The 18,994-nt window shown below is 62.2% G+C and carries 23 protein-coding genes and 1 pseudogene; 8 read left to right on the forward strand and 16 right to left on the reverse strand.

Translation table 11 applies throughout. The features are described 5' to 3' along the window. The 3 genes from argA (at position 1) to Q8L50_RS10650 (ending at position 2,088) form a co-directional block, all read left to right on the forward strand. Positions 1 to 1,350 (forward strand): amino-acid N-acetyltransferase, encoded by a 1,350-nt coding sequence (gene argA, locus Q8L50_RS10640; RefSeq protein WP_305348650.1) that lies wholly within the window; start codon positions 1 to 3, stop codon positions 1,348 to 1,350. Between the two features lie 5 nt (positions 1,351 to 1,355). Next, complete coding sequence (locus Q8L50_RS10645) at positions 1,356 to 1,604, forward strand: DUF1272 domain-containing protein (RefSeq protein WP_305348651.1); 249 nt, start codon at positions 1,356 to 1,358, stop codon at positions 1,602 to 1,604. 76 nt (positions 1,605 to 1,680) lie between these two features. Continuing rightward, the gene (locus Q8L50_RS10650) at positions 1,681 to 2,088 is read left to right on the forward strand and encodes a GNAT family N-acetyltransferase (RefSeq protein ID WP_305348652.1); all 408 of its coding nucleotides are present in this window, start codon (positions 1,681 to 1,683) and stop codon (positions 2,086 to 2,088) included. Between the two features lie 104 nt (positions 2,089 to 2,192). Here Q8L50_RS10650 and Q8L50_RS10655 read toward each other — a convergent pair whose 3' ends face one another. The 4 genes from Q8L50_RS10655 to imuA all read right to left on the reverse strand — a co-directional run bounded on the left by Q8L50_RS10655 (position 2,193) and on the right by imuA (position 8,446). Then, on the reverse strand, positions 2,193 to 2,852 hold the full coding sequence (locus tag Q8L50_RS10655) for a DsbA family oxidoreductase (RefSeq protein ID WP_305348653.1): 660 nt from the start codon (positions 2,850 to 2,852) through the stop codon (positions 2,193 to 2,195). A 142-nt stretch (positions 2,853 to 2,994) separates the two neighbouring features. After that, on the reverse strand, positions 2,995 to 6,210 hold the full coding sequence (locus tag Q8L50_RS10660; RefSeq protein ID WP_305348654.1) for an error-prone DNA polymerase: 3,216 nt from the start codon (positions 6,208 to 6,210) through the stop codon (positions 2,995 to 2,997). Positions 6,211 to 6,228: 18 nt separating this feature from the next. Further along, positions 6,229 to 7,656: a DNA polymerase Y family protein gene (locus Q8L50_RS10665; protein ID WP_305348655.1), complete on the reverse strand. Its 1,428-nt coding sequence runs from the start codon at positions 7,654 to 7,656 to the stop codon at positions 6,229 to 6,231. Next, the gene (gene imuA / locus Q8L50_RS10670; protein ID WP_305348656.1) at positions 7,616 to 8,446 is read right to left on the reverse strand and encodes a translesion DNA synthesis-associated protein ImuA; all 831 of its coding nucleotides are present in this window, start codon (positions 8,444 to 8,446) and stop codon (positions 7,616 to 7,618) included. The genes Q8L50_RS10665 and imuA overlap by 41 nt, the downstream gene beginning before the upstream one ends. Before the next feature lie 108 nt (positions 8,447 to 8,554). On the opposite strand from imuA, the gene Q8L50_RS10675 reads away from it, so the two are divergent. Then, a complete protein-coding gene (locus Q8L50_RS10675) occupies positions 8,555 to 8,980 on the forward strand; it encodes a hypothetical protein (RefSeq protein WP_305348657.1) in 426 nt (141 codons plus the stop codon). A 6-nt stretch (positions 8,981 to 8,986) separates the two neighbouring features. Here Q8L50_RS10675 and Q8L50_RS10680 read toward each other — a convergent pair whose 3' ends face one another. From Q8L50_RS10680 to Q8L50_RS10690, 3 genes are all read right to left on the reverse strand, one after another. After that, positions 8,987 to 9,508, reverse strand: a complete 522-nt coding sequence (locus Q8L50_RS10680) for a disulfide bond formation protein B (protein ID WP_305348658.1) — start codon at positions 9,506 to 9,508, stop codon at positions 8,987 to 8,989. A gap of 156 nt (positions 9,509 to 9,664) precedes the next feature. Beyond that, positions 9,665 to 9,937 (reverse strand): hypothetical protein, encoded by a 273-nt coding sequence (locus Q8L50_RS10685; protein ID WP_305348659.1) that lies wholly within the window; start codon positions 9,935 to 9,937, stop codon positions 9,665 to 9,667. 220 nt (positions 9,938 to 10,157) lie between these two features. Beyond that, entirely contained in the window at positions 10,158 to 11,084 is a 927-nt protein-coding gene (locus Q8L50_RS10690) for a LysR substrate-binding domain-containing protein (protein WP_305348660.1), read from the reverse strand. Between the two features lie 169 nt (positions 11,085 to 11,253). Here Q8L50_RS10690 and Q8L50_RS10695 point away from each other — a divergent pair, with 169 nt between their 5' ends. Continuing rightward, positions 11,254 to 11,907 (forward strand): FMN-dependent NADH-azoreductase, encoded by a 654-nt coding sequence (locus tag Q8L50_RS10695; protein WP_305348661.1) that lies wholly within the window; start codon positions 11,254 to 11,256, stop codon positions 11,905 to 11,907. A 25-nt stretch (positions 11,908 to 11,932) separates the two neighbouring features. Here the strand turns inward: Q8L50_RS10695 and Q8L50_RS10700 are convergent, their stop codons facing one another. Then, positions 11,933 to 12,790 (reverse strand): universal stress protein, encoded by an 858-nt coding sequence (locus tag Q8L50_RS10700; protein ID WP_305348662.1) that lies wholly within the window; start codon positions 12,788 to 12,790, stop codon positions 11,933 to 11,935. A 16-nt stretch (positions 12,791 to 12,806) separates the two neighbouring features. After that, positions 12,807 to 14,282: a SulP family inorganic anion transporter gene (locus tag Q8L50_RS10705; protein WP_305348672.1), complete on the reverse strand. Its 1,476-nt coding sequence runs from the start codon at positions 14,280 to 14,282 to the stop codon at positions 12,807 to 12,809. Positions 14,283 to 14,672: 390 nt separating this feature from the next. On the opposite strand from Q8L50_RS10705, the gene Q8L50_RS10710 reads away from it, so the two are divergent. Beyond that, complete coding sequence (locus tag Q8L50_RS10710) at positions 14,673 to 14,930, forward strand: hypothetical protein (protein WP_305348663.1); 258 nt, start codon at positions 14,673 to 14,675, stop codon at positions 14,928 to 14,930. A gap of 41 nt (positions 14,931 to 14,971) precedes the next feature. On the opposite strand, the gene alkB is transcribed toward Q8L50_RS10710, so the two are convergent. The 3 genes from alkB to Q8L50_RS10725 form a co-directional block, all read right to left on the reverse strand. Beyond that, entirely contained in the window at positions 14,972 to 15,643 is a 672-nt protein-coding gene (gene alkB / locus Q8L50_RS10715; protein ID WP_305348664.1) for a DNA oxidative demethylase AlkB, read from the reverse strand. A gap of 88 nt (positions 15,644 to 15,731) precedes the next feature. Then, positions 15,732 to 16,301, reverse strand: a complete 570-nt coding sequence (locus tag Q8L50_RS10720; RefSeq protein WP_305348665.1) for a hypothetical protein — start codon at positions 16,299 to 16,301, stop codon at positions 15,732 to 15,734. A 114-nt stretch (positions 16,302 to 16,415) separates the two neighbouring features. Next, positions 16,416 to 16,574, reverse strand: a complete 159-nt coding sequence (locus tag Q8L50_RS10725; RefSeq protein WP_305348666.1) for a hypothetical protein — start codon at positions 16,572 to 16,574, stop codon at positions 16,416 to 16,418. On the opposite strand from Q8L50_RS10725, the gene Q8L50_RS10730 reads away from it, so the two are divergent. Continuing rightward, positions 16,573 to 16,824: a hypothetical protein gene (locus Q8L50_RS10730; protein ID WP_305348667.1), complete on the forward strand. Its 252-nt coding sequence runs from the start codon at positions 16,573 to 16,575 to the stop codon at positions 16,822 to 16,824. The two genes, Q8L50_RS10725 and Q8L50_RS10730, sit on opposite strands and share 2 nt — an antisense overlap. A gap of 172 nt (positions 16,825 to 16,996) precedes the next feature. Here the strand turns inward: Q8L50_RS10730 and trxC are convergent, their stop codons facing one another. From trxC to Q8L50_RS10745, 3 genes are read right to left on the reverse strand one after another with little or no spacing between them, the layout of a single operon-like run. Further along, on the reverse strand, positions 16,997 to 17,434 hold the full coding sequence (trxC, locus tag Q8L50_RS10735; RefSeq protein ID WP_305348668.1) for a thioredoxin TrxC: 438 nt from the start codon (positions 17,432 to 17,434) through the stop codon (positions 16,997 to 16,999). A 21-nt stretch (positions 17,435 to 17,455) separates the two neighbouring features. Then, a complete protein-coding gene (locus Q8L50_RS10740) occupies positions 17,456 to 17,689 on the reverse strand; it encodes a hypothetical protein (protein ID WP_305348669.1) in 234 nt (77 codons plus the stop codon). Beyond that, positions 17,676 to 18,029, reverse strand: a complete 354-nt coding sequence (locus tag Q8L50_RS10745) for a hypothetical protein (protein WP_305348670.1) — start codon at positions 18,027 to 18,029, stop codon at positions 17,676 to 17,678. Before Q8L50_RS10745 ends, Q8L50_RS10740 begins: the two co-directional genes overlap by 14 nt. A gap of 342 nt (positions 18,030 to 18,371) precedes the next feature. On the opposite strand from Q8L50_RS10745, the gene Q8L50_RS10750 reads away from it, so the two are divergent. Then, positions 18,372 to 18,644, forward strand: a complete 273-nt coding sequence (locus tag Q8L50_RS10750) for an oxidative damage protection protein (protein ID WP_305348671.1) — start codon at positions 18,372 to 18,374, stop codon at positions 18,642 to 18,644. Positions 18,645 to 18,749: 105 nt separating this feature from the next. Here the strand turns inward: Q8L50_RS10750 and Q8L50_RS10755 are convergent. Beyond that, positions 18,750 to 18,994, reverse strand: a pseudogene (locus Q8L50_RS10755) (AIR synthase-related protein); the annotation flags it as partial.

Raw genomic sequence — 18,994 nt, forward strand, 5'->3', positions numbered from 1 at the left:
ATGTCTGCCGTCTTCAATTTCACCTTTGTGCCCTGGTTTCGCTCGGTCGCGCCCTACATCCACCTGCACCGTGGCAAGACCTTTGTGGTCGGCATTGCCGGCGAAGCAATTGCTGCCGGCAAGCTGCAGCACCTGGCACAGGACCTGGCATTGATACAGAGCATGGGCGTGAAAATTGTGCTGGTGCACGGTTTCCGGCCCCAGGTCAACGAACAGCTGGCGGCCAAGGGCCACGTGCCCCAGTACTCCCACGGCATGCGTATCACCGATACGGTGGCGCTGGACTGCGCGCAAGAGGCCGCAGGCCAGCTGCGCTACGAGATTGAAGCAGCCTTCAGCCAGGGCCTGCCGAACACACCCATGGCCGGCTCCACCGTACGCGTGATCTCGGGCAACTTCATCACCGCCAGGCCGGTCGGCATTGTGGACGGTGTGGATTTCAAACACTCGGGCCTGGTGCGCAAGGTCGACACCAAAGGCATTCTGCGCACCCTCGAATTTGGTGCCATGGTGCTGCTGTCGCCCTTCGGTTTTTCACCCACCGGCGAGGCTTTCAACCTGACCATGGAAGAGGTCGCCACCAGCGTGGCGATTGAGCTGCAGGCCGACAAGCTGATCTTCATGACCGAGATCCCCGGCATCCGCATCAACCCGACCGAGCCCGAGGGCGAGGACAACCCGATTGATACCGAACTGCCGCTGGCCGCTGCCGAAAAACTTCTGGCTCAGTTGCCCAACCCGACGCAGCCTACCGACACCGCGTTTTACCTGCAGCACTGCGTCAAGGCCTGTAAATCGGGCGTGGAGCGCAGCCATATCCTGCCTTTTGCGGTAGACGGCGCCTTGCTGCTGGAAATTTATGTACACGACGGCATAGGCACCATGGTCATCGATGAAAAACTCGAGAGTCTGCGCGAAGCCACCGCCGACGATGTGGGCGGCATCCTGCAACTGATTGAACCGTTTGAAAAAGACGGCACGCTGGTCACGCGTGACCGCACCGAGATTGAACGCGACGCCGACATGTACACCGTGATCGAACACGATGGCGTGATCTTCGGCTGCGCTGCGCTTTACCCCTACCCCGAGGCCAGAACCGCCGAAATGGCGGCGCTCACAGTATCACCGCACAGCCAGAGCCAGGGCGACGGCGAACGCATCCTCAAACGCATAGAGCAACGCGCCAGGCTGGCCGGTCTGGACAGCATTTTTGTGCTGACCACACGCACCATGCACTGGTTCATCAAGCGCGGTTTTGTGCAGGTCGATCCGGAATGGTTGCCGGAAGCACGCAAGCGCAAGTACAACATCAACCGCAAGAGTCAGGTGTTGGTCAAGAAACTGGGGTGATCGCCATGCTTGAACTCCGTCCCAACTGCGAATGCTGCAACATGGACTTGCCCGCCGAGTCCCTGGAGGCACGCATCTGCACCTTTGAATGCACCTTTTGCAGCGACTGCGCCGCGAGCAAGCTCCATGGCGTTTGCCCGAACTGCGGCGGTGAGCTGGTAGCGCGGCCCCGACGGCCGGCTGACAAGCTGGCCCGTTACCCGGCATCGACAGAACGGGTTTTCAAGCCAACCGGTTGTGCGGCCACGGCATGAACAGCACCTCGTTTTTTATTTTCGCCCTCGTTGCGTTGGCGTTTTACCGTCGCATCAACGATTGAAAATTCCTCCCGTGCCTATCCAGATCAAGCTGAACGATGCCCTGGAGCAAGAGGAAGTCTTGAGCCTTTACACAGCCAATCGCTGGTCAGCGGCGGAAAAGCCGTTGCAGCTGATGGCTGCGCTGCAGAACTCGCACACATTGGTCACCGCCAGGGCTGGGAACAGGCTGGTGGGGCTGGGCAATGCGATATCAGACGGTCATCTCGTCGTTTATTACCCCCACTTGCTGGTTCACCCCGATTACCAGAGGCTGGGCGTCGGCAAAATGATGATGCAGGCCATGCAAGCCAGGTATTCAAGTTTCCATCAGCAGATGCTGACTGCGGACGGTCAAGCCCTGGACTTTTATCGCGCTTTGGGCTTTGAGCGCGCGGGGAAAACCGAACCCATGTGGATTTATGCCGGCACGGACCACTGATCTGTGCCGGATCAGGCGGTGAGCCGGGGTGCGATCAAACCACGCGCGCGCGGGTTCTATCCCTCGCCCCGGTTTTCTCGCATGTCCCGCGTACCGCCAAGCCTTCAGCCCTGCGCCGCAATCTGCCGCAGCGCCTGCTCAAACACCTCGACCGGCTGGCCGCCCGAGATCAGGTGTTTGTCGTTGATGATGATGGCCGGCACCGAGCGGATGCCCTGCTGCTGGTAAAACTGCTGGCGCTGGCGCACTTCGTCGGCGTATTCATCAGAGGCCAAAATTTGCTGCGCACGCGCTACGTCCAGGCCCACCTCACCAGCCACGCGGACCAGCACCTGGTGTGATCCCGGGTTTTCGCCGTCGGTGAAGTAGGCCTTGAACAGGCCCTCTTTCAGCGCCAGCTGGTGCCCTTCTTCTTCAGCCCAATGCAGCAGGCGGTGGGCATCAAAGGTGTTGTAGACCCGGTTGCGCGCACCCACGGTGAAGGTAAAGCCCAGCTCCTGGCCGCGCATGCGGATCATCTCGCGGGTTTGCTCCAGTTGTTCGGGGGTGGAGCCGTATTTTTCGGTCAGGTGTTCGGTGATGTCCTGGCCTTCAGCCGTCATGTGCGGGTTGAGCTCAAACGGCTGGAAGTGCAACTCTGCCTGGACCTGCCCGTTGACGCGGCCCAGCGCATCTTCCAGCGCCTTGAGCCCGATCACGCACCACGGACAGGACACATCGGAGACGAAGTCGATTTTCATTTTGACGGGTGAGGTGGTGTTCATGGCGACGGCTTTCGGGTGGGGTTTGTCGGCGCGTTGGCAACGCGCCGGGGGAGCTGAACACCATGGTAGTGACTATTGAGGAACCCCGCAGAACACCGGTTTTGAGCAGGCTTGCCCCCTGCCCCACCGACCAGCGGGTGCATCAATGAAAATCCCGGCTGTCGGTGCCCAGCCGCCCAAGCAGCGGCGTCAGGTCTTCCAGTCGCTGTGCCACCAGGTTGCGTACCGCCCCGTACCCTTTGGCGGTGCCGCTTTCTTCGCTGCGCTGCCACACGCCGTACACCGCCAGCAGGCGCGCATGCAACACTTCGGCGCGCTGGGTTTCACGCAGTGACTTCCAGACAATCACATTGACCGGCCCGGTCTCGTCTTCCAGCGTGACAAAAATGGTGCCCTTGGCGGTTTGCGGCTGCTGGCGCACGGTGACGATGCCGCAGGCTGCCACCTCCAGCCCGTTGGGCAAAGCATTCAACTGCCCGGCGCTCAGCAGCCCACGCCTGGCCAGGCGTGGCCGCAACAAGGCCAGCGGGTGCCTACGCAGGGTCAAGCCGGTGGACTGGTAATCGAACAGGATGTTTTCGCCCTCAGGCGTGTCTGGCAGTTGCAGCGCGGTCTCGTGGGTGGGCACCGCCTTGAACAACGCGGGTGCGGGCTTGATCGCAGCGGCGGCCCAGACCTGCTGGCGCCTGTGGCCGGCCAGCGGCAGCAAGGCGTCGGCAGCGGCCAGGGCATTGATCTCCAGCGTGCCGAGACGGGCACGTGCGACGATGTCTTCGGTGGACGTGAAAGGTATTTGCGTGCGGGCTTCTTCAATACGTCGCGCAGCGGCTTCGGACAAGCCGGACACCAGACGCAGGCCCAGGCGAACAGCGGGCTGGCCGACCCGGATACCGGGATACTGCGGCAAACGGGCTGCATCACTGGCCGGCTCCAGCGTGCAATCCCAAGCGCTGTGCATCACGTCCACTGCCCGTACCTCGACGCCGTGCCGGCGCGCATCCTGCACCAGTTGCGAGGGCGAATAAAAACCCATGGGCTGCGAATTGAGCATGGCGGCCAGAAAACACGCGGGCTCGTGGCACTTGAGCCAGCAGCTCACATACACCAGCTTGGCAAAACTGGCGGCGTGGCTTTCGGGGAAGCCGTACTCGCCGAAGCCCTCGATCTGGCTGAAGATACGCTCTGAAAACTCGGCGTCGTACCCCCTGGCAATCATCGCGTTGACCAGCCGGTCGTGAAAATGCTTGACGCCACCCTTGCGTTTCCAGGCCGCCATCGAGCGGCGCAGCTGGTCGGCCTCGTCGGCTGAAAATTTGGCGGCAATCATGGCGATCTGCATCACCTGCTCCTGAAAAATCGGCACCCCCAGGGTGCGGCCCAGCGCCTCTTTGAGTTCGGGGTATCTGAACTCGATCGCGCCGCCGCCCCGCACAATCTCGCGGTTTTTCAGATAGGGGTGCACCATGCCGCCCTGGATGGGGCCGGGCCGCACAATGGCCACCTCAACCACCAGGTCGTAATACCTGCGCGGCTGCAGGCGCGGCAACATCGACATCTGGGCCCGGCTCTCGATCTGGAAGACGCCCACCGTGTCGGCCGCGCAGATCATGTCGTAGGTTTGCACGTCTTCGCCGGGGATGGTGTGCATCTCCAGACAGCCGCCACGCAGCTGGTCCACCAGATGCAGGCAGCGGCGGATGGCTGACAACATGCCCAGCGCCAGCACATCGACCTTGAGCAGGCCCATGTCGTCCAGGTCGTCCTTGTCCCACTGGATGATGCGGCGCTCTTGCATGGCGGCGGGCTGGATCGGTACCAGCCGGGTCAGCTTGCCCTGGGTCAGCACAAAGCCGCCCACATGCTGGCTCAGGTGGCGCGGAAAACCCATCAGCTGCACGGACAGATCAAGCCATTGCAACACCGGTCCCACGTCTTGCTGCAAGCCGGCTTCGGCGAGTTTTTTCTCCAGGACCTCGCTGCCGTCAAACCAGAAATGCTCACCCGCATATTGCTCAATCAGACCGGCATCCATGCCCAGCGCCTTGCCCACGTCGCGAATGGCGCTGCGCGGGCGGTAGCTGATGACGGTGGCGGCAATCGCAGCGCGGTCGTGGCCGTATTTGCGGTAGATGTACTGGATGACTTCCTCGCGTCGCTGGTGTTCAAAGTCCACGTCAATGTCGGGTGGCTCGCGGCGCTCGCGGCTGATAAAACGCTCAAACAGCGTGTCCAGCTCATTCGGGTTCACTGCAGTGATGCCCAGGCAATAACAGACGGTGGAGTTGGCGGCAGAGCCGCGCCCCTGGCAAAGAATGCCCTGGCTGCGGGCAAATGCCACGATGTCCTGCACGGTGATGAAAAACATCTCGTACGCCAGCTCTTCAATCAGCGCCAGCTCCCTGGCGATGTTGGCCTGGATCCTGGGTGGCACGCCGCCCGGAAACCGCTCGCGCGCGCCCTCTGCCGTCAAGCGGCGCAGGCAGGCTGAGGGACTCTCCTGGTGCGCAGCGATGTTGTCCGCCGGGTAGCGGTAGAGCTGGCGTATTTCGTCAAGATTGAAGTTGCAGCGCCCCGCGATTTCCAGCGTGGCACGCAGCAGCTCGGCCGGGTAAATATCGCCCAGGCGCATGCGCGGCCGCAGATGTGCTTCGGCATTGACCTGCAGCTCAAAGCCGCATTCATGGACGGTGCAGCCCAGCCGGATGGCGGTCAACACGTCATGCAGCGGCTTGCGTGAGCGGATGTGCATCAGCACCCGGCCCGCCGCCACCAGGCGGATGCCGCTGCGCTGCGACAGCGCCTGCAACTGCTGCAGGCGCAAGGCGTCATCCAGCTCCTGCAGCAACTCCACCGCCAGCCAGGCATTGGTGCCAAAAAGACGCGCAGCCCATGCGCAGCAAGCGTAGAGTGCTTCTGTATCGATAGCACCCGGGAGTGGCGACAGGATGATTTCGCATTCTGTCAGGGTTGAAAAATCGGTTTCACCCCAAGCCACGCGGTAGCTGCCTTTTTCGACCATATCACCGGCCTGTTTGGCTGCGGTGATGAACTCGCACAGGTTGCCCCAGCCGGCGGCATTGTGCGGCAGCACCACCAGCCGAAAGACCGGTTGGGCGGTGTCGCCCTGCACAAGAAATTCTGCGCCCGGCAGCAGCTGCAGCCCAAGCGCTTTGGCCGCCATGTGCGCCCGCACCACGCCAGCCACCGAACACTCGTCGGTGATGGCGATCGCGCGGTAACCCAGCTGGGCGGCACGCTCAACCAGCTCTTGCGCATGTGATGCGCCGCGCTGGAAGCTGAAGTTGCTCAGCGCATGGAGCTCTGCGTAATCGGACAGCGGGGACAGGTCCTGGTGCATGAAGAGTCTCAGCCGCTCTCAAGCAAAAAAGCCCTGCAGATACCAGACGCGCTGCGGCCTGGCGGCGGCGGTCGGGCGCTGCAGGCGCTCGCTGTAAATCCACAGCAGGCAGCCCTGGGCGTTGCGGTAGATGAAGTAGTCGCGCATCGCCGGCGGGTGCAGGCGGCTGTTTTGCGCACTGTGCGGACCTTCACCCGCCATCAGCCAGCCGCCGGCTTCCATGCGCTGGGGGCCTGCCACGCGAACCAGCCGGCCCTGGTACACCGGGCTGTTGCCGGCCACCGCCAGCATCAAGGGCTTGGGCAGCAGCCAGCTCGGGTACAGCGCTTCTGTCAGTACCGGTGCATGCGCCGGATTCTTCAAGCCTTTTGTGCCTCTGGCCCTTGAGGGACGAGCGTAACCAGCTATTGATTTAATAGCGTCCTGGGCTGCTACCCAACGCTGCATACGCTCGGGCCGATGGTCGGCGGCGGGTTGCCAGGCCTGCACCTGCGCCTGGCCCAGGCGTGCGCTCAGGCGCTCGATCAGCTCAAGCGCGCTGTCGCCCTGCTTGCGCTCTTGCATCAGCAGGCTGGCAGTGGCGGCCGCCGCATCAAGCAGCGGCTCGGTCACCAGCGACTGCAGGCTTAAGGAATGAACTGGCGCCGGCAGCTTTTGCTGTGCCAGGTGTTCGGCCACCAGGCGTGCCACATGGCGCAGGTCCTGCGCGGGCTGGGCCGTGCGTATCTCAAGCTGCCCGGTGGGAGCCACATCGCGCCGTTTGTCCAGATGCCAGGTGAGCCGGAGCGCGCTCAGTCCGCTTTGCCGGCCCAGCAGCCAGGCCTGCAGCCTGACCAGCAGGCGCTGCGCGCCGGCCATCAGTGCCGGTGCGTGGGTGACCAGCGCGTTGAGTTCCATCTTTTCTTCGAAGTGTTCTGGCAACACCTGCCAAGTGTATTCATCAGCCACCGCGCCGCGCGCACGGTCCAGCGCCTGCAGCAGTTGCGCATCAAAGCGCCTGGCCACGCCGTCGCGCGGCAAACGCAGGATGTCGTTCCAGGTGCGGCAGCCTATGCGCCCGAGCACGCCCAGGTGCGGGCGCGCCGCGCTGAGGGTGTGCATGGGCAGGTCGGCGACGCGTTTTTTCTCTTTGCCAGACGGTCCAGTCTGCCAGCGCAGCCGCCCAAGCGCTATCAAAGAAGTAGCGCCTTGCGCTTTCTGCACAAAGGCTCCAGCCTGATTTGACTCAAAAAATGCGAGCAGGCGGGCTTGCAGCAGTTGCGTCAGCCGCGCCAGCCCGCCGAACAGGCGCAGGCTGCCGGTCACGTCGATCAGCACGGCTTCGTCCAGCAAGGCCACGCGCGGCGAAAAGCCCAGCGCGATGCTGGCCACCGCCTGCTGCACCTCGGCGGGGTCGGGCCCGGCTTCAGTGGTGATCAAGGTGTGCAATGCGATCCAGCAAGGCATGGAGGGGGCTGTCCGGTGAGGTGACGGGTAACTGCAGCGGTGCCAGCTCTTCACGCCGGCGGCGCACGCGCTCGCGGCTGGCTGCCAGCAGCGCCGACAGCCGCGCCGGCCGCGTGGCCAGCAGCAGCGGTTCTGCCAGCGGCGGGCCGCGCCGCTTGAGCACGTGCACCCGCAAATTGCCTGCCTCGTTGTCCACACCTTCCAGCAGGAGGCGCAGCGGCGCGGGTGAAGACTCCTGCTGCGAGCGCGGCGTGCGGAACACGAAGAGCAGCTTGTTGTGCGCATGCGTGGCAATCTGCAGGCGCCGCAAATGGGCGCTGCGTACATCCGGCAGCCAGGCCAGCACGGCGGCCACATCGGCGCACTGCACCGCCTCGCGTGTGGCCCAGAGCAACGCCGGCCCATCGTTGTGGCCGGCCTGTACACACAACAGGCGCTGCATGTTGAGCTGGCGTGCGCCCAGCGCAGGGCCAAAGGGCTGGTAAGGGGCGCCCACCAGCACGACAAACTGGTCAGGCGCACGGGCCTGCAAGGTGGCCAGCGCCGGCGCCAGCAAACCCCACTCATGCAGGCCCGCCTGCGCCTGCAGCACTTCAACCAGTGCACCCTGCGGCCAACCGCCGCCGGGCAGCGCCTGGTTGAGCAGCGGATAACCCGTGTCTACAACCGGCAGGCAAGAGCTGCCAAGTTCACCCGCTCGCCAGACACCAGGGGTAAGCTCAAAGTCCGCCGGCCTTGAGTGGCCTGTGGTCAAAGGCAAGGCAGCAACGGCAGGGAAACAGGCAGACATGGCAAGGCATCACGAAGAAAGAAGAAGGTGTATAAAATACTGTTTATTTGTACAGTATTACACCTTTTCTGCCTACCGGGGAAAATCAATTATTTTGAGGACTACTGGATGAAATGTCTCCTGCGTAGCGTGTTGCTCAGCACGGGCATTGCCGCGCTGTTGCTGGCTGCGGCCTGCTCCCGGGAGCCTGCCACGGGCGATGCGGGCTACTCCCCGACCACGCCGCCGTCCAGCGTGAAGCCGGGCTTTATCAACAAGGTGTGGGAAGTCAGCCTGTCCACCGGGGTGTCGCCCGGCATGTTGTATGCGTTTTTGTCTGACGGCACACTGGTCATCACCTCACCCAACAGCAAGGCTGCCTTCGGCGCATGGACTTACAAAAACGGCCAGCTGACGATGATTGAGGGCTCGCAGGAATACAAGACCGACATCCTGAACCTGAGCCACGACGAATTGCGCCTGCGCAGCCACAACCCGGGCGGCAGCGTCGAAATAGTGCTGGTACCGGCCCGGGTGGCACCGCTGCCACCCTGAGGCCCTTCAAGCCTTGTTTTGCCCTGCCCCGCGCACCTGAACAAGCAGCAAGGCCAGCATCACCAGGCTAATTGCTACAAAACACAGAAACGACCAGTTGGCGATCGACAGGCCCAGAAAGGTCCAGTCAATTTTTGTGCAGTCACCACTGCCCTTGAAAATCATCGGGATGACACGCTGCAGCGGAAAGGTCTCGATCATTCCGTAAAAGTCACGCCCGCAGGAAGCCTCTTCAGGCGGATACCACTGCAGCCAGCTTTGGCGCGCCGCCACAAAGGCGCCGAAATCAGCGAGCAGCATGGTCTTGGCAGAACCCGCCATGATCAGCCACTTTGTACTGAAAAATGCCGTGACACCGGCAACAATCGCCACCAGCGCCAGTGCATACCGCTGCACGATACACATGGGGCAAGGCTCCAGGCCGACCACATGCTGCAGGTACAAGCCAAAGGCCAGCATGGCCACGCAGGCCACCGAGACCAGCGCCAGAACGCGGCGCGGCGCGGTTTCAAAATACGTCAGCAACATCAGGGTCCTTTTTGTATATCCACGCACCAATTGTCCGCTGGTTCGTGCGTTCAGGCGCTGATAAGTTCCCGCAGCTGCGGGTGCGGTGCTGACACCAAAAAAAAAGCCGCTGCGGAGGACTCCGCGCGGCGCATGGGGATAAACGCAGGAGCAGAATTATTTGGCCGGTGTCACCGTCACGGTCGGCACTTCGATTTTCTTCTCTTCCACCTTGACGGTTGGGACAGCGACCGTTTTTTCGGTGGTACCGACTGTGACGTCGGGGGTCTTGACGTCGTACTTGGGCAGCGTGACATCGCCCTCCTGGGTTTTGGTGATTTCAACTTTAGGCACAGTGATGTTGCCTTCCTGCGTTTTCTTGACGTCGCAGGCGGTCAGGCCCAGAGCGCCGGCTGAAATGAGGGCGAAAGCAAGGGTGGTTTTCAACATGGGTACTCCCGGGTAAAAAATAAAGCGGATGGATGGATTAAAAGTCTGCGTGGCTCTGAACCAGTGGGATGGCCCTGATGAAGCAGCTTTGAATGAATTCTCGGGGCGTGATGCCGGTCTGGTTTGTAGGGCGGCGCCTTACTTTGGTGTCGGCAGTTTTTTGTTTCGAGGCCCCCCAAAAAACCGGCCCCACAGGCGGCTTGTGCCAGCAGCTGCCGCGTCAGACGCCGGAAGTGTCTGGCTCTATCAGCACTTCGCCGCGCATGTGTTCGCCTAGGAAATCCAGAAAACTGCGCACGGCCGGCACCTGGCCCCGGCGAGACGTAAAAACGGCGTGGGCCACGCCCGGCCTGGGCGCCCAGCCTGGCAACACAGGCACCAGCAGGCGGGCTTGCTGCTCTGCCGCGCTCATGGACTCGGGCAAAAAGCCCATGCCGGTGCCGGCCAGCAGCGCCAGCTTCAAGGTCTGCAGATCGTCGGCCACATAACGCGGCTGGTGCTGCAACACGTACTCCTGCCCTTCGGGGCCGATCAGGGTCCAGGATGAGCGGCCATCCACCCAGGACATGGCCACGGTGTCCAGCTGCATCAGGTCTTCGGGCTTTTCAGGCATGCCGTGGTGCGCCAGCAGCGCCGGGTTGGCCAGCAACTGGCCACCGGACGTGCCCAGGTTTTTCACCACCAGACTGCCGCTGTCGTCCAGCGTGGGACGCACCCGCAGCGCGATGTCTATGCCGTCTTCCACCAGGTCCACCACCCGGTTGGTCACGCGCATGTCGATTTTGACCAGCGGGTACTGGGCCATGAAACGCGGCACCAGATAACCCAGGGTGCTCTGTGCCAGCGTGACCGGACAACTGATGCGCAGGGTACCGCGCGGCTCTACCTGCAACTGCGCCACGGCCTCGTCGGCGGCCAGGGCCTCATCGCGCATGGCAGCGCAGTGGCGCAGATAAATCGCACCTACCTCGGTCAGGGACAACTTGCGGGTGGTGCGCTGTAGCAGCCGGGCACCCAGCCGCGCCTCCAGTTCGGCCACGCGGCGCGACAGCCTTGACTTGGGCAAGCCGAGCGCGCGCCCGGCGGCGGCAAAACCGCCGCGCTCGACCACTTCGGCGAAATAAAGCATGTCGTTGAGGTCCTGCATGGACGGCTCCTTGATGGCTGATGGTTCGAAACACTGTCCCATCAATAGAACAATAAGTCGTAATTTTGCCATCTTATCAAGCAGTCGACTCGCCCACACAATCTATGCATGGCTGAGATACACAAAAACCAGCCACCAGCCCGACTCACTCACTTTCACGGAATTCACCATGACCAAGCTTCTTCACATCGACTCCAGCATTCTTGGCGGCAATTCGGTTTCCCGCCAGCTCACGGCACAAATCGTCGCCTCCTGGCGCGCCAGCCACCCCGCCACCGAAGTCAGCTACCTGGACCTGGCCGTGGACACGCCCAGCCATCTGTCCGCCGAATCCCTGGGTTTTCGCATGCCCGCTGGCAGCGACTTGAGCGATATGCAAAAACGCGAAAACGCGGTGTCAGAGGCGTTGGTAGCACAGTTTCTGGCTGCCGACGTGATAGTGGTCGGCGCACCGCTGTACAACTTCTCCATCCCGACCCAGCTCAAAGCCTGGATTGACCGCGTGGCGCAAGTTGGCCGCACTTTCAGCTACACCGACAAGGGCCCGGTCGGCCTGGCTGGCGGCAAGACTGTGATCGTCGCGTCCACTCGCGGCGGCATGTACTCAACCAGCGATGCCGGCAATGCGATGGAGCACCAGGAAAGTTACCTGAAGACTGTGTTCGGCTTCTTCGGCATCACCGACGTGCGTTTTGTGCGCGCCGAAGGCCTGGCCATGGGCGACGCAGCCAAAGCCGCAGCCCTGGCTGCTGCCAACGCTGACATCGCGGTAGCGGCCCAAATCAAGGCCGCCAACGAAGCGCAGGCCGCACTGGCAGCCTGAACCCTGCGCACGCCAGCCGGGCCGGTTAGCGCAGAACAAGCACGGGCACTTCGCTCAGCCGCAGCAGCGTGGTGGTCGTGCTGCCCACGATCAACTGGCGGATACGCGAGTGCCCGTAGGCCCCCATGACCAGCAAGGCGGCGTGCTGGGACTTGACAAGTGCGGGCAGCACCTCTTCCGGCTCACCGAGAATGAGGTCAACCTCGGCCTCAAATCCCGCCGCCGTCAACACCATGCGGGCGTCTTCAAGCTGCTGGCGTGCCAGCGTGGTTTCCACACCGGCCATGGCCACCAGCACTGGCAGACCTGTCAGCAAGGGGCTGCGTGCCACCGTCTCCACGGTTTTGAGCGCGGTCGGGCTGCCGTCAAATGCGATAACCACGCGCCGGGGCGCCTCAAATTGCTCGCCCGTGGCTACCAGCACCGGCCGTTTGACCGAGCGGATCACACGCTCGACATGGTGGTCCAGATGGATTCTTGAGGCCGCGCTCGCGTGGTAATGCTCGCCGAGCGCAAACAGGCGCGCATCCGGCTCCATCTCGAGCACGGTATCAAGCAGGTCACCGCGCCGCAGCCGGGTATCGAGTTGGGAGACGCCGAGGGCAACGGCCCGCTCGCGCGCTGCAGCCAGCAGCCGGCGGCCGGCTTCCTGCGCCAGCGTGCCGCGTTGTTCGTCCAGTTCGCTCAGTTGCGCAAGCAAAGCCTCCTGCGCGCCCAGGCCAATGCTGCCGCTGTAGTCGGTGACCTGGGGGCGCTCCATATTGCGTTGCAGCACATGCAACAGCTCCAGGGGCACGCCGAGCCGCAGTGCCGACCAGGCAGCGCAGTCGATCACGGCAGAGGTGTTTGCAAGCCCGTCAATACAGGCGTAGACCTTGTTCATTTTTTTGTCTCCTGATTCAGTGCATGAGTTGTTCCACCGCGCCGGGTTTGTCATGTATCGCAAAACGATCCATCAGCGTGGCGCTGGCTTCGTTCAGGCCGGTAACCTCGACGGGTGTGCCCTCGCGCCTGAACTTGAGCACCACCTTGTCGAGTGCACTCACGGCGGTGATGTCCCAGAAATGCGCGCGGCTCACGTCGATGCGCACCTGCTCAACCACCTCCTTGAAGTCGAAGGCGCCGACAAAGGTCTCCGAGGAGGCAAAAAATACCTGGCCAACCACGGCGTAGCTGCGTACCCGGCCCTCGTCGTCGCTCGTGCGGTCCACGCGCAACACACGCCCGACCTTGTGGGCAAAAAAGAGACCGGACAGCAGCACGCCGACAAACACGCCTTTGGCCAGGTCGTGGGTGGCCACGGTAACCACCACGGTGGCAATCATCACCAGGGACGAACTCGGCGGGTGCTCCCGCAGCTTGCGGATCGAGTCCCAGCTGAAAGTGCCAATGCTGACCATGATCATGACGGCCACCAGCGCGGCCATGGGGATCTGTTTGACCCAGGGGCCAAGAAAGACGATGAGGATCAACAGGAACAGGCCGGCAACAAAAGTGGACAAGCGCCCGCGCCCGCCCGATTTCACATTGATCACCGACTGCCCGATCATGGCGCAACCGGCCATGCCACCCATGAAACCGGTGGCAATGTTGGCCACACCCTGCCCCACACACTCGCGGTTCTTGTTGCTCGGGGTGTCGGTCAGTTCGTCAACAATCGAAGCGGTCATCATGGATTCGAGCAAACCGACCACGGCCAGCGTCGCGGCGTACGGCAGGATGATCTTCAGCGTCTCAAGACTCAAGGGTACATCGGGCAACAGGAAAATCGGCAGGCTGTCGGGCAGTTGCCCCATGTCGCCCACGGTGCGGATGTCGAGCTTGAGGACCATCGCCACAGCGGTGAGCACCACGATACAGATCAGCGGTGACGGGACGGCCCTGGTGATGTAGGGCAAGCCGTAAATGATGGCCAGGCCGGCGGCCGTCATGGCATAGACCACCCAGCTGACATTGGTGAGTTCGGGCAACTGCGCCAGAAAGATCAGGATGGCCAGCGCGTTGACAAAACCGGTGATCACCGAACGCGAGACAAAACGCATCAGGACGCCTAATTTGAACGCCCCGGCAATGATCTGCAGCACGCCGGTCAGGATGGTCGCCGCCAACAGGTACTGCAAGCCGTGTTCCTTGACCAGCATGACCATGACCAGCGCCATGGCCCCGGTGGCGGCCGAGATCATGCCCGGTCGACCACCCGTGAAGGCGATGATCACGGCGATGCTGAACGAAGCGTACAGGCCAACTCTGGGGTCGACACCGGCAATGATGGAAAAGGCAATGGCCTCGGGAATCAAGGCCAATGCCACCACCAGGCCGGCGAGCAGGTCGCCTCGGATGTTGGAGAACCAGTCCTGTCGGATGGAGGGGTACAGTGTTTTCAATGGAATAGGCGCAGCCCAGGGTGTGCCTGGCTGTCAGGAGTCAAGAAACAAGAGGAATGGATCGATGCGACAGACGAGTGTCGGATCCGGCCGGATTCAGAGGCTGCACACGCCTCAAGTGACACTCAGGGCGGCGTCACAGAGCAGAAGTAACCGCGCGGCAACCCGCAGCCCGGATAAACCACCGGGGCAGACAGCTGCGTGAGAAGGCCCTTGTGCATTGCAACATTCTAACGATCGCGCTGGCGAGCGCGAGTCAACACCCTCCATCCCGAGGCCGGCTCACGGATTGGAAGGTTTCCTGGCAGCTTAGTGGTTTCTCCCAATCTGTACGTCCGGCGGTCGGTCAGCTATTCTCGTGACAACTACAGGAGGGCGCCCATGGAATCGTCTCTGGATGTCATCGATCACGGTGACTGGCTCAGCTTTGGTATGTTGCACGCCGGCAGCATCATTCCGGTCAAAATTTCCCGTGACGCGATGGAGGAGTACTTCGGGGCAGACAAAGGGCCAGACGCATTAAAAAGTGCCTACACACTGGATGCGGAGATGATTCATGCGCGGGCAGCCGACATGATCGTCGCGGGCGTGAGCTACACCCCGGACAATCCCCTGGTGCTGAAAGCAGAAGACTTCTGACGCCAGGGTTTCAAGCCCACCCCTGCCGGCAAGCGCAGCCCTTACGTCGCCGCTGATGCGCGGCCCGCTCGGCGAAAAGTCAGGTTGATCCGGCGTCGGCCCAGCAGTTGATGCACGCCGTCGGCCAGTGGCGCCACGCCGTGAAACGCCAGGCGTGACGGGCCGCCCCATCCCACCACGTCGCCATGGGTCAGGCGATAACGTTGCGGCTTGTCGCCGCGGCTGGCAGACCCGAATAAAAACACGGCGGGCAGGCCAAGAGATACCGACACGATGGGCGCAGAAAAGTCTTTCTCATCTTTGTCTTGATGCACGGAAAGTTTGGCGCCTGGCTGGTAGCTGTTGATCAGGCAGGCGTCGGGCTGGAAATTCTTGAACCCCGCCTGGGCGGCGGCCTGCGCGGCCAGCCCCACAAAACAGGCAGGCATGGCCGGCCAGTTTTTCCCCGACAGCGGGTCCAGCGCGCTGTAGCGGTACCCGTTGCGATCCGACACCCAGCCGAGCGGTCCGCAGTTGCTCATGGCCACCGACATGGTGTGCCCACCGGGCGTCACCAGGTGGCGCAACGGCGCCTGCGCAGTGACACCTTCCAGCGCCTGCAGCAAGGCGACATCTGCGGCACGCGCAAAACCACGCAGCAACATGGCGCCAGGCGCCAGTGCCTGCGGCTGGTCGCAGGAGGGCAAATCATCATTAAAAAGATCGGGGGTCAATCGGCAGCCCAGTGCGGCGAAAGTCCGATGGTATCCGCGCAACGACCAAAGAAAAAAAGAAGAACGAGTGCGGAAAATCGAGCCGGGGCTATTGCTCCGACGGCAGCAGCATGGCTATACGCTCGCTCAGTCCATCGGCCCTTTCAGCCCCGGCAATTTCTTCGACATGGACAATGATGTCGCGTGCAATGACCATCATCGACGCACGGTCCCGCGCCTCGCGCAGCTGGTCGCGGAATTGTTTTGCCAGCTCGGGCATTTTTCTGACAAACATGCGCTCGCAGATGTCAAACAGAAACATCCGGGTGGTGGCCAGGGAGCGTTTGCCTTCAAAGTTGTCTGCGCCTTGGGCTGAAGTCACCGGCGCCTTTGCCGCCGGCAGCTCAATGGACCGCGCAGGCGCCGGTACAGGCTCAGGCGCTAGCGGCGTTTTGGCTTTCACGCCGACGGGCGAAGGCGTTGCGCCAGGCACCACAATCAGGTAGCCGGTACTGATGAGTTTGTCCAAAATGCCCGCGTCGTCCTGCAACAAGCCCTGCACTTCGCGGCGTGTCTTGCGGCCATCAACAAGAAACAGCGCAGAGCGTTCTCGCAGGTTCAGCACACGCGCTTTGGAGCTGAGCTCCAGCCTGGCTTTGTCCGATTTATGGAGTTGCATGTCATGGCCCCTGTGTACTTTTTGTAAGAACAGGTGAATGCTAGGCCTGACCCGTGTCGAACACATGACACGGAGCAGTCCCCAGCCGTCAGGGCGAGAGCAACCTCGCCGAAGTCAGTAGCCGGCAGTGATATAGATCAGCTCTTTTTGCTGCAATTTATTACGCACGATAGACAGGATGGTCATGACACCGCCATAATTTTTGTGCGCCGACTTCGCGCCGCAGATGTCCGTCAGCCAACTGACGTCCTGATTTTTTTCGAAAGACCGCATGAACGCCATCAAGAAAGCCCGCAAACTCATTGAGGCCAAGCCCGACTCGGAAGCCGCCAAAACGCTGGCCACCCTGGTGCGCGCGCTGGAATCAAACGAAAAGTTTGACCTCAGCCAGATCTACAAACTGGACTACGACAGCTTTGACATCTGTATCGAGGTGATGAAGGACTGGCGGCTGGAGCGCTACTACCTGGGCAAAATCAGGCTGCACGACCTTTCGGTGCAGATGGCAGAACTGCAGGCCTAAGGAAGCGCTGAACAGGTCCTTGCGGAGGCGTGGCAGCCGGATCGGGATGGGAAGCAAGGCGGATTTCGCAGCCAATAGCTGCCTATTGGCAAGAAGTTCAACGCAGCAGACCGCCCGAGACCGGTTGATCGCGCGCCGCAGGGGACTTGTTCAGCGCTTCCCCAAGCCTGCTTCAGCGCAGCTGGGCGCGCGTCCAGCGGACGATGTCTGCTGCACCCATGGCGCCAGCCTGGCGCGCGACCTCACGGCCACCCACAAACAGCGCCAGGGTTGGAATGCTGCGAATGTTCAGGCGAGTGCCCAGATTGCGGGCCTGCTCGGTATCGACCTTGGCCACACGCACCAGAGGCTCCAGCTCGGCAGCCGCCTGTGCATAAGCGGGAGCCATCTGCAGACAGGGGCCGCACCACGGCGCCCAGAAATCAACCAGCACCGGAATCTGGCTGCGCGCGATGTGGCGGTCAAACGCCGCCTCATCGAGGTTGACCGGCTTGCCGGTGAACAGCGCCATGTGGCAACTACCGCAGTCCGGCGCCTTGGCCAGGTCGGCACTGCTGACACGGTTGGTCGTGTGGCAGTGCGGGCATACGATGTGCAGGGATGGCGTCATCTGGCCCCGGCGCAGGCTGGATCAGCCGTTGTTGGCTTCGTCCAGCGCCTTGCACGACGGTGCACACACGGCGTGGGACTTGCCCAGCACCTTGCGTGTGCCCATTTGCGAGCGCGGACGGTGTTTGCCGCACATGAAGCACGACATGGTGGCGGCGCCGAAAGAGGCAGACGCTACAAACGGGGAGCCCGACACCTTGGATTTGTAACGCAGTCCGTCGGCAAGGACGGTGGTTTTGGCATCAGCTCTGGCCATGGGTGGTTCCTTGGTTGGGTTGGCGCATTGCGCGCTCTATGGCTTGCCTGGCCTGCCGTTCGGCAGCCAGCGCCGGATCCAGCGGCGAACGGCAAAGGCCCGCGTGCTGGTAATGGGTATTTTCGTACATTTCGGCCGCGGCCGGGTGGGAGTCAAGCAAAGCACCCAATTCGCGCCCGGGCTCTGCCTCTTTCAGGGCGCTGGCCAGGCGGCTCACGATCGAGCGATATTGATCCGCACCCACCGGCACGGCGCTGTGCTCAAGCCGCTCCAGCAGCTCAGCCAGCACATGGGTGACAGTCAGACTGGAGGGAAGCGAAGACGTTTGTGTCGTGTTCATGCCTCTGAACGTGGGGGCCTGGCGGCAGAAAACAAGTGCTATGTTTTTGATAGCTTCTAGCGGTTGCTGATTAAGGGCTAACGGCCCATTTCGTCCATAAATCGGGCTGTGGCGGCTTAGCAGCCCTGCGCCCCGTTTGCCGCAAGGACGTCCAGTACGCCGGTGGCCGACCCTGCCAGCACAACGGCCAATGTCGGTCGGGTGGAAACATTCATAAAATAAGGCCGTGGGATCATGGTCTGCTTTCGGATTCCGGGATGGCCGGGCCAAAACAGAGACGAATAAAAAGCCAGTTTCTAATACCCAAATTATCTATAACGACATCTCACGAAAGAAATCCACATGGCACGCACTGTCAATTGCATCAAACTGGGCCGCGAGGCCGAAGGCCTGGACTTCCCGCCCTACCCGGGGCCGCTGGGTAAACGCCTGTGGGAAGAGGTCAGCAAAGAGGCCTGGGCCGACTGGATGAAGCAGCAGACCATGCTGGTCAATGAGAACCGCCTGAACCTGGCCGATGCCCGTGCCCGCCAATACCTGGCGCGGCAAATGGAGAATCATTTCTTCGGGAGCGGCGCTGACAAGGTCCAGGGTTACGTTCCGCCCACGCAATAGGACCCCCACGCTTGTCACTGCGTGTACTGCGCTGCCCCCCGAGGGGGCCGCTGCGCCTGCGGCCCGGCCAAGCCGGTTCCGCGGCCCCGGCTGGTCTGGAAGGCCCGCGCTTGCTCCATCCGTGACAATGAGCTCCCTTTCCTCAGTCGCGATACCCACCACCGCAAACGGGCAGCGTTCACGTTCGCAAAACGCCTGAAACACCGGCAGCGATTCCGGTGCGATTGCCATCACGTAGCGCTCCTGGCTCTCGTTGCTCCAGATTTCCTTGGGACTCAGGCCGCTTTCTTCCAGCGGCACGGCGCGCAGATCGAAGCGTGCGCCGCGGCCGGCGTCATTGACCAGTTCCG

The sequence above is a fragment of the Polaromonas sp. genome (assembly GCF_030680935.1).
Lineage (GTDB): Bacteria > Pseudomonadota > Gammaproteobacteria > Burkholderiales > Burkholderiaceae_C > Polaromonas.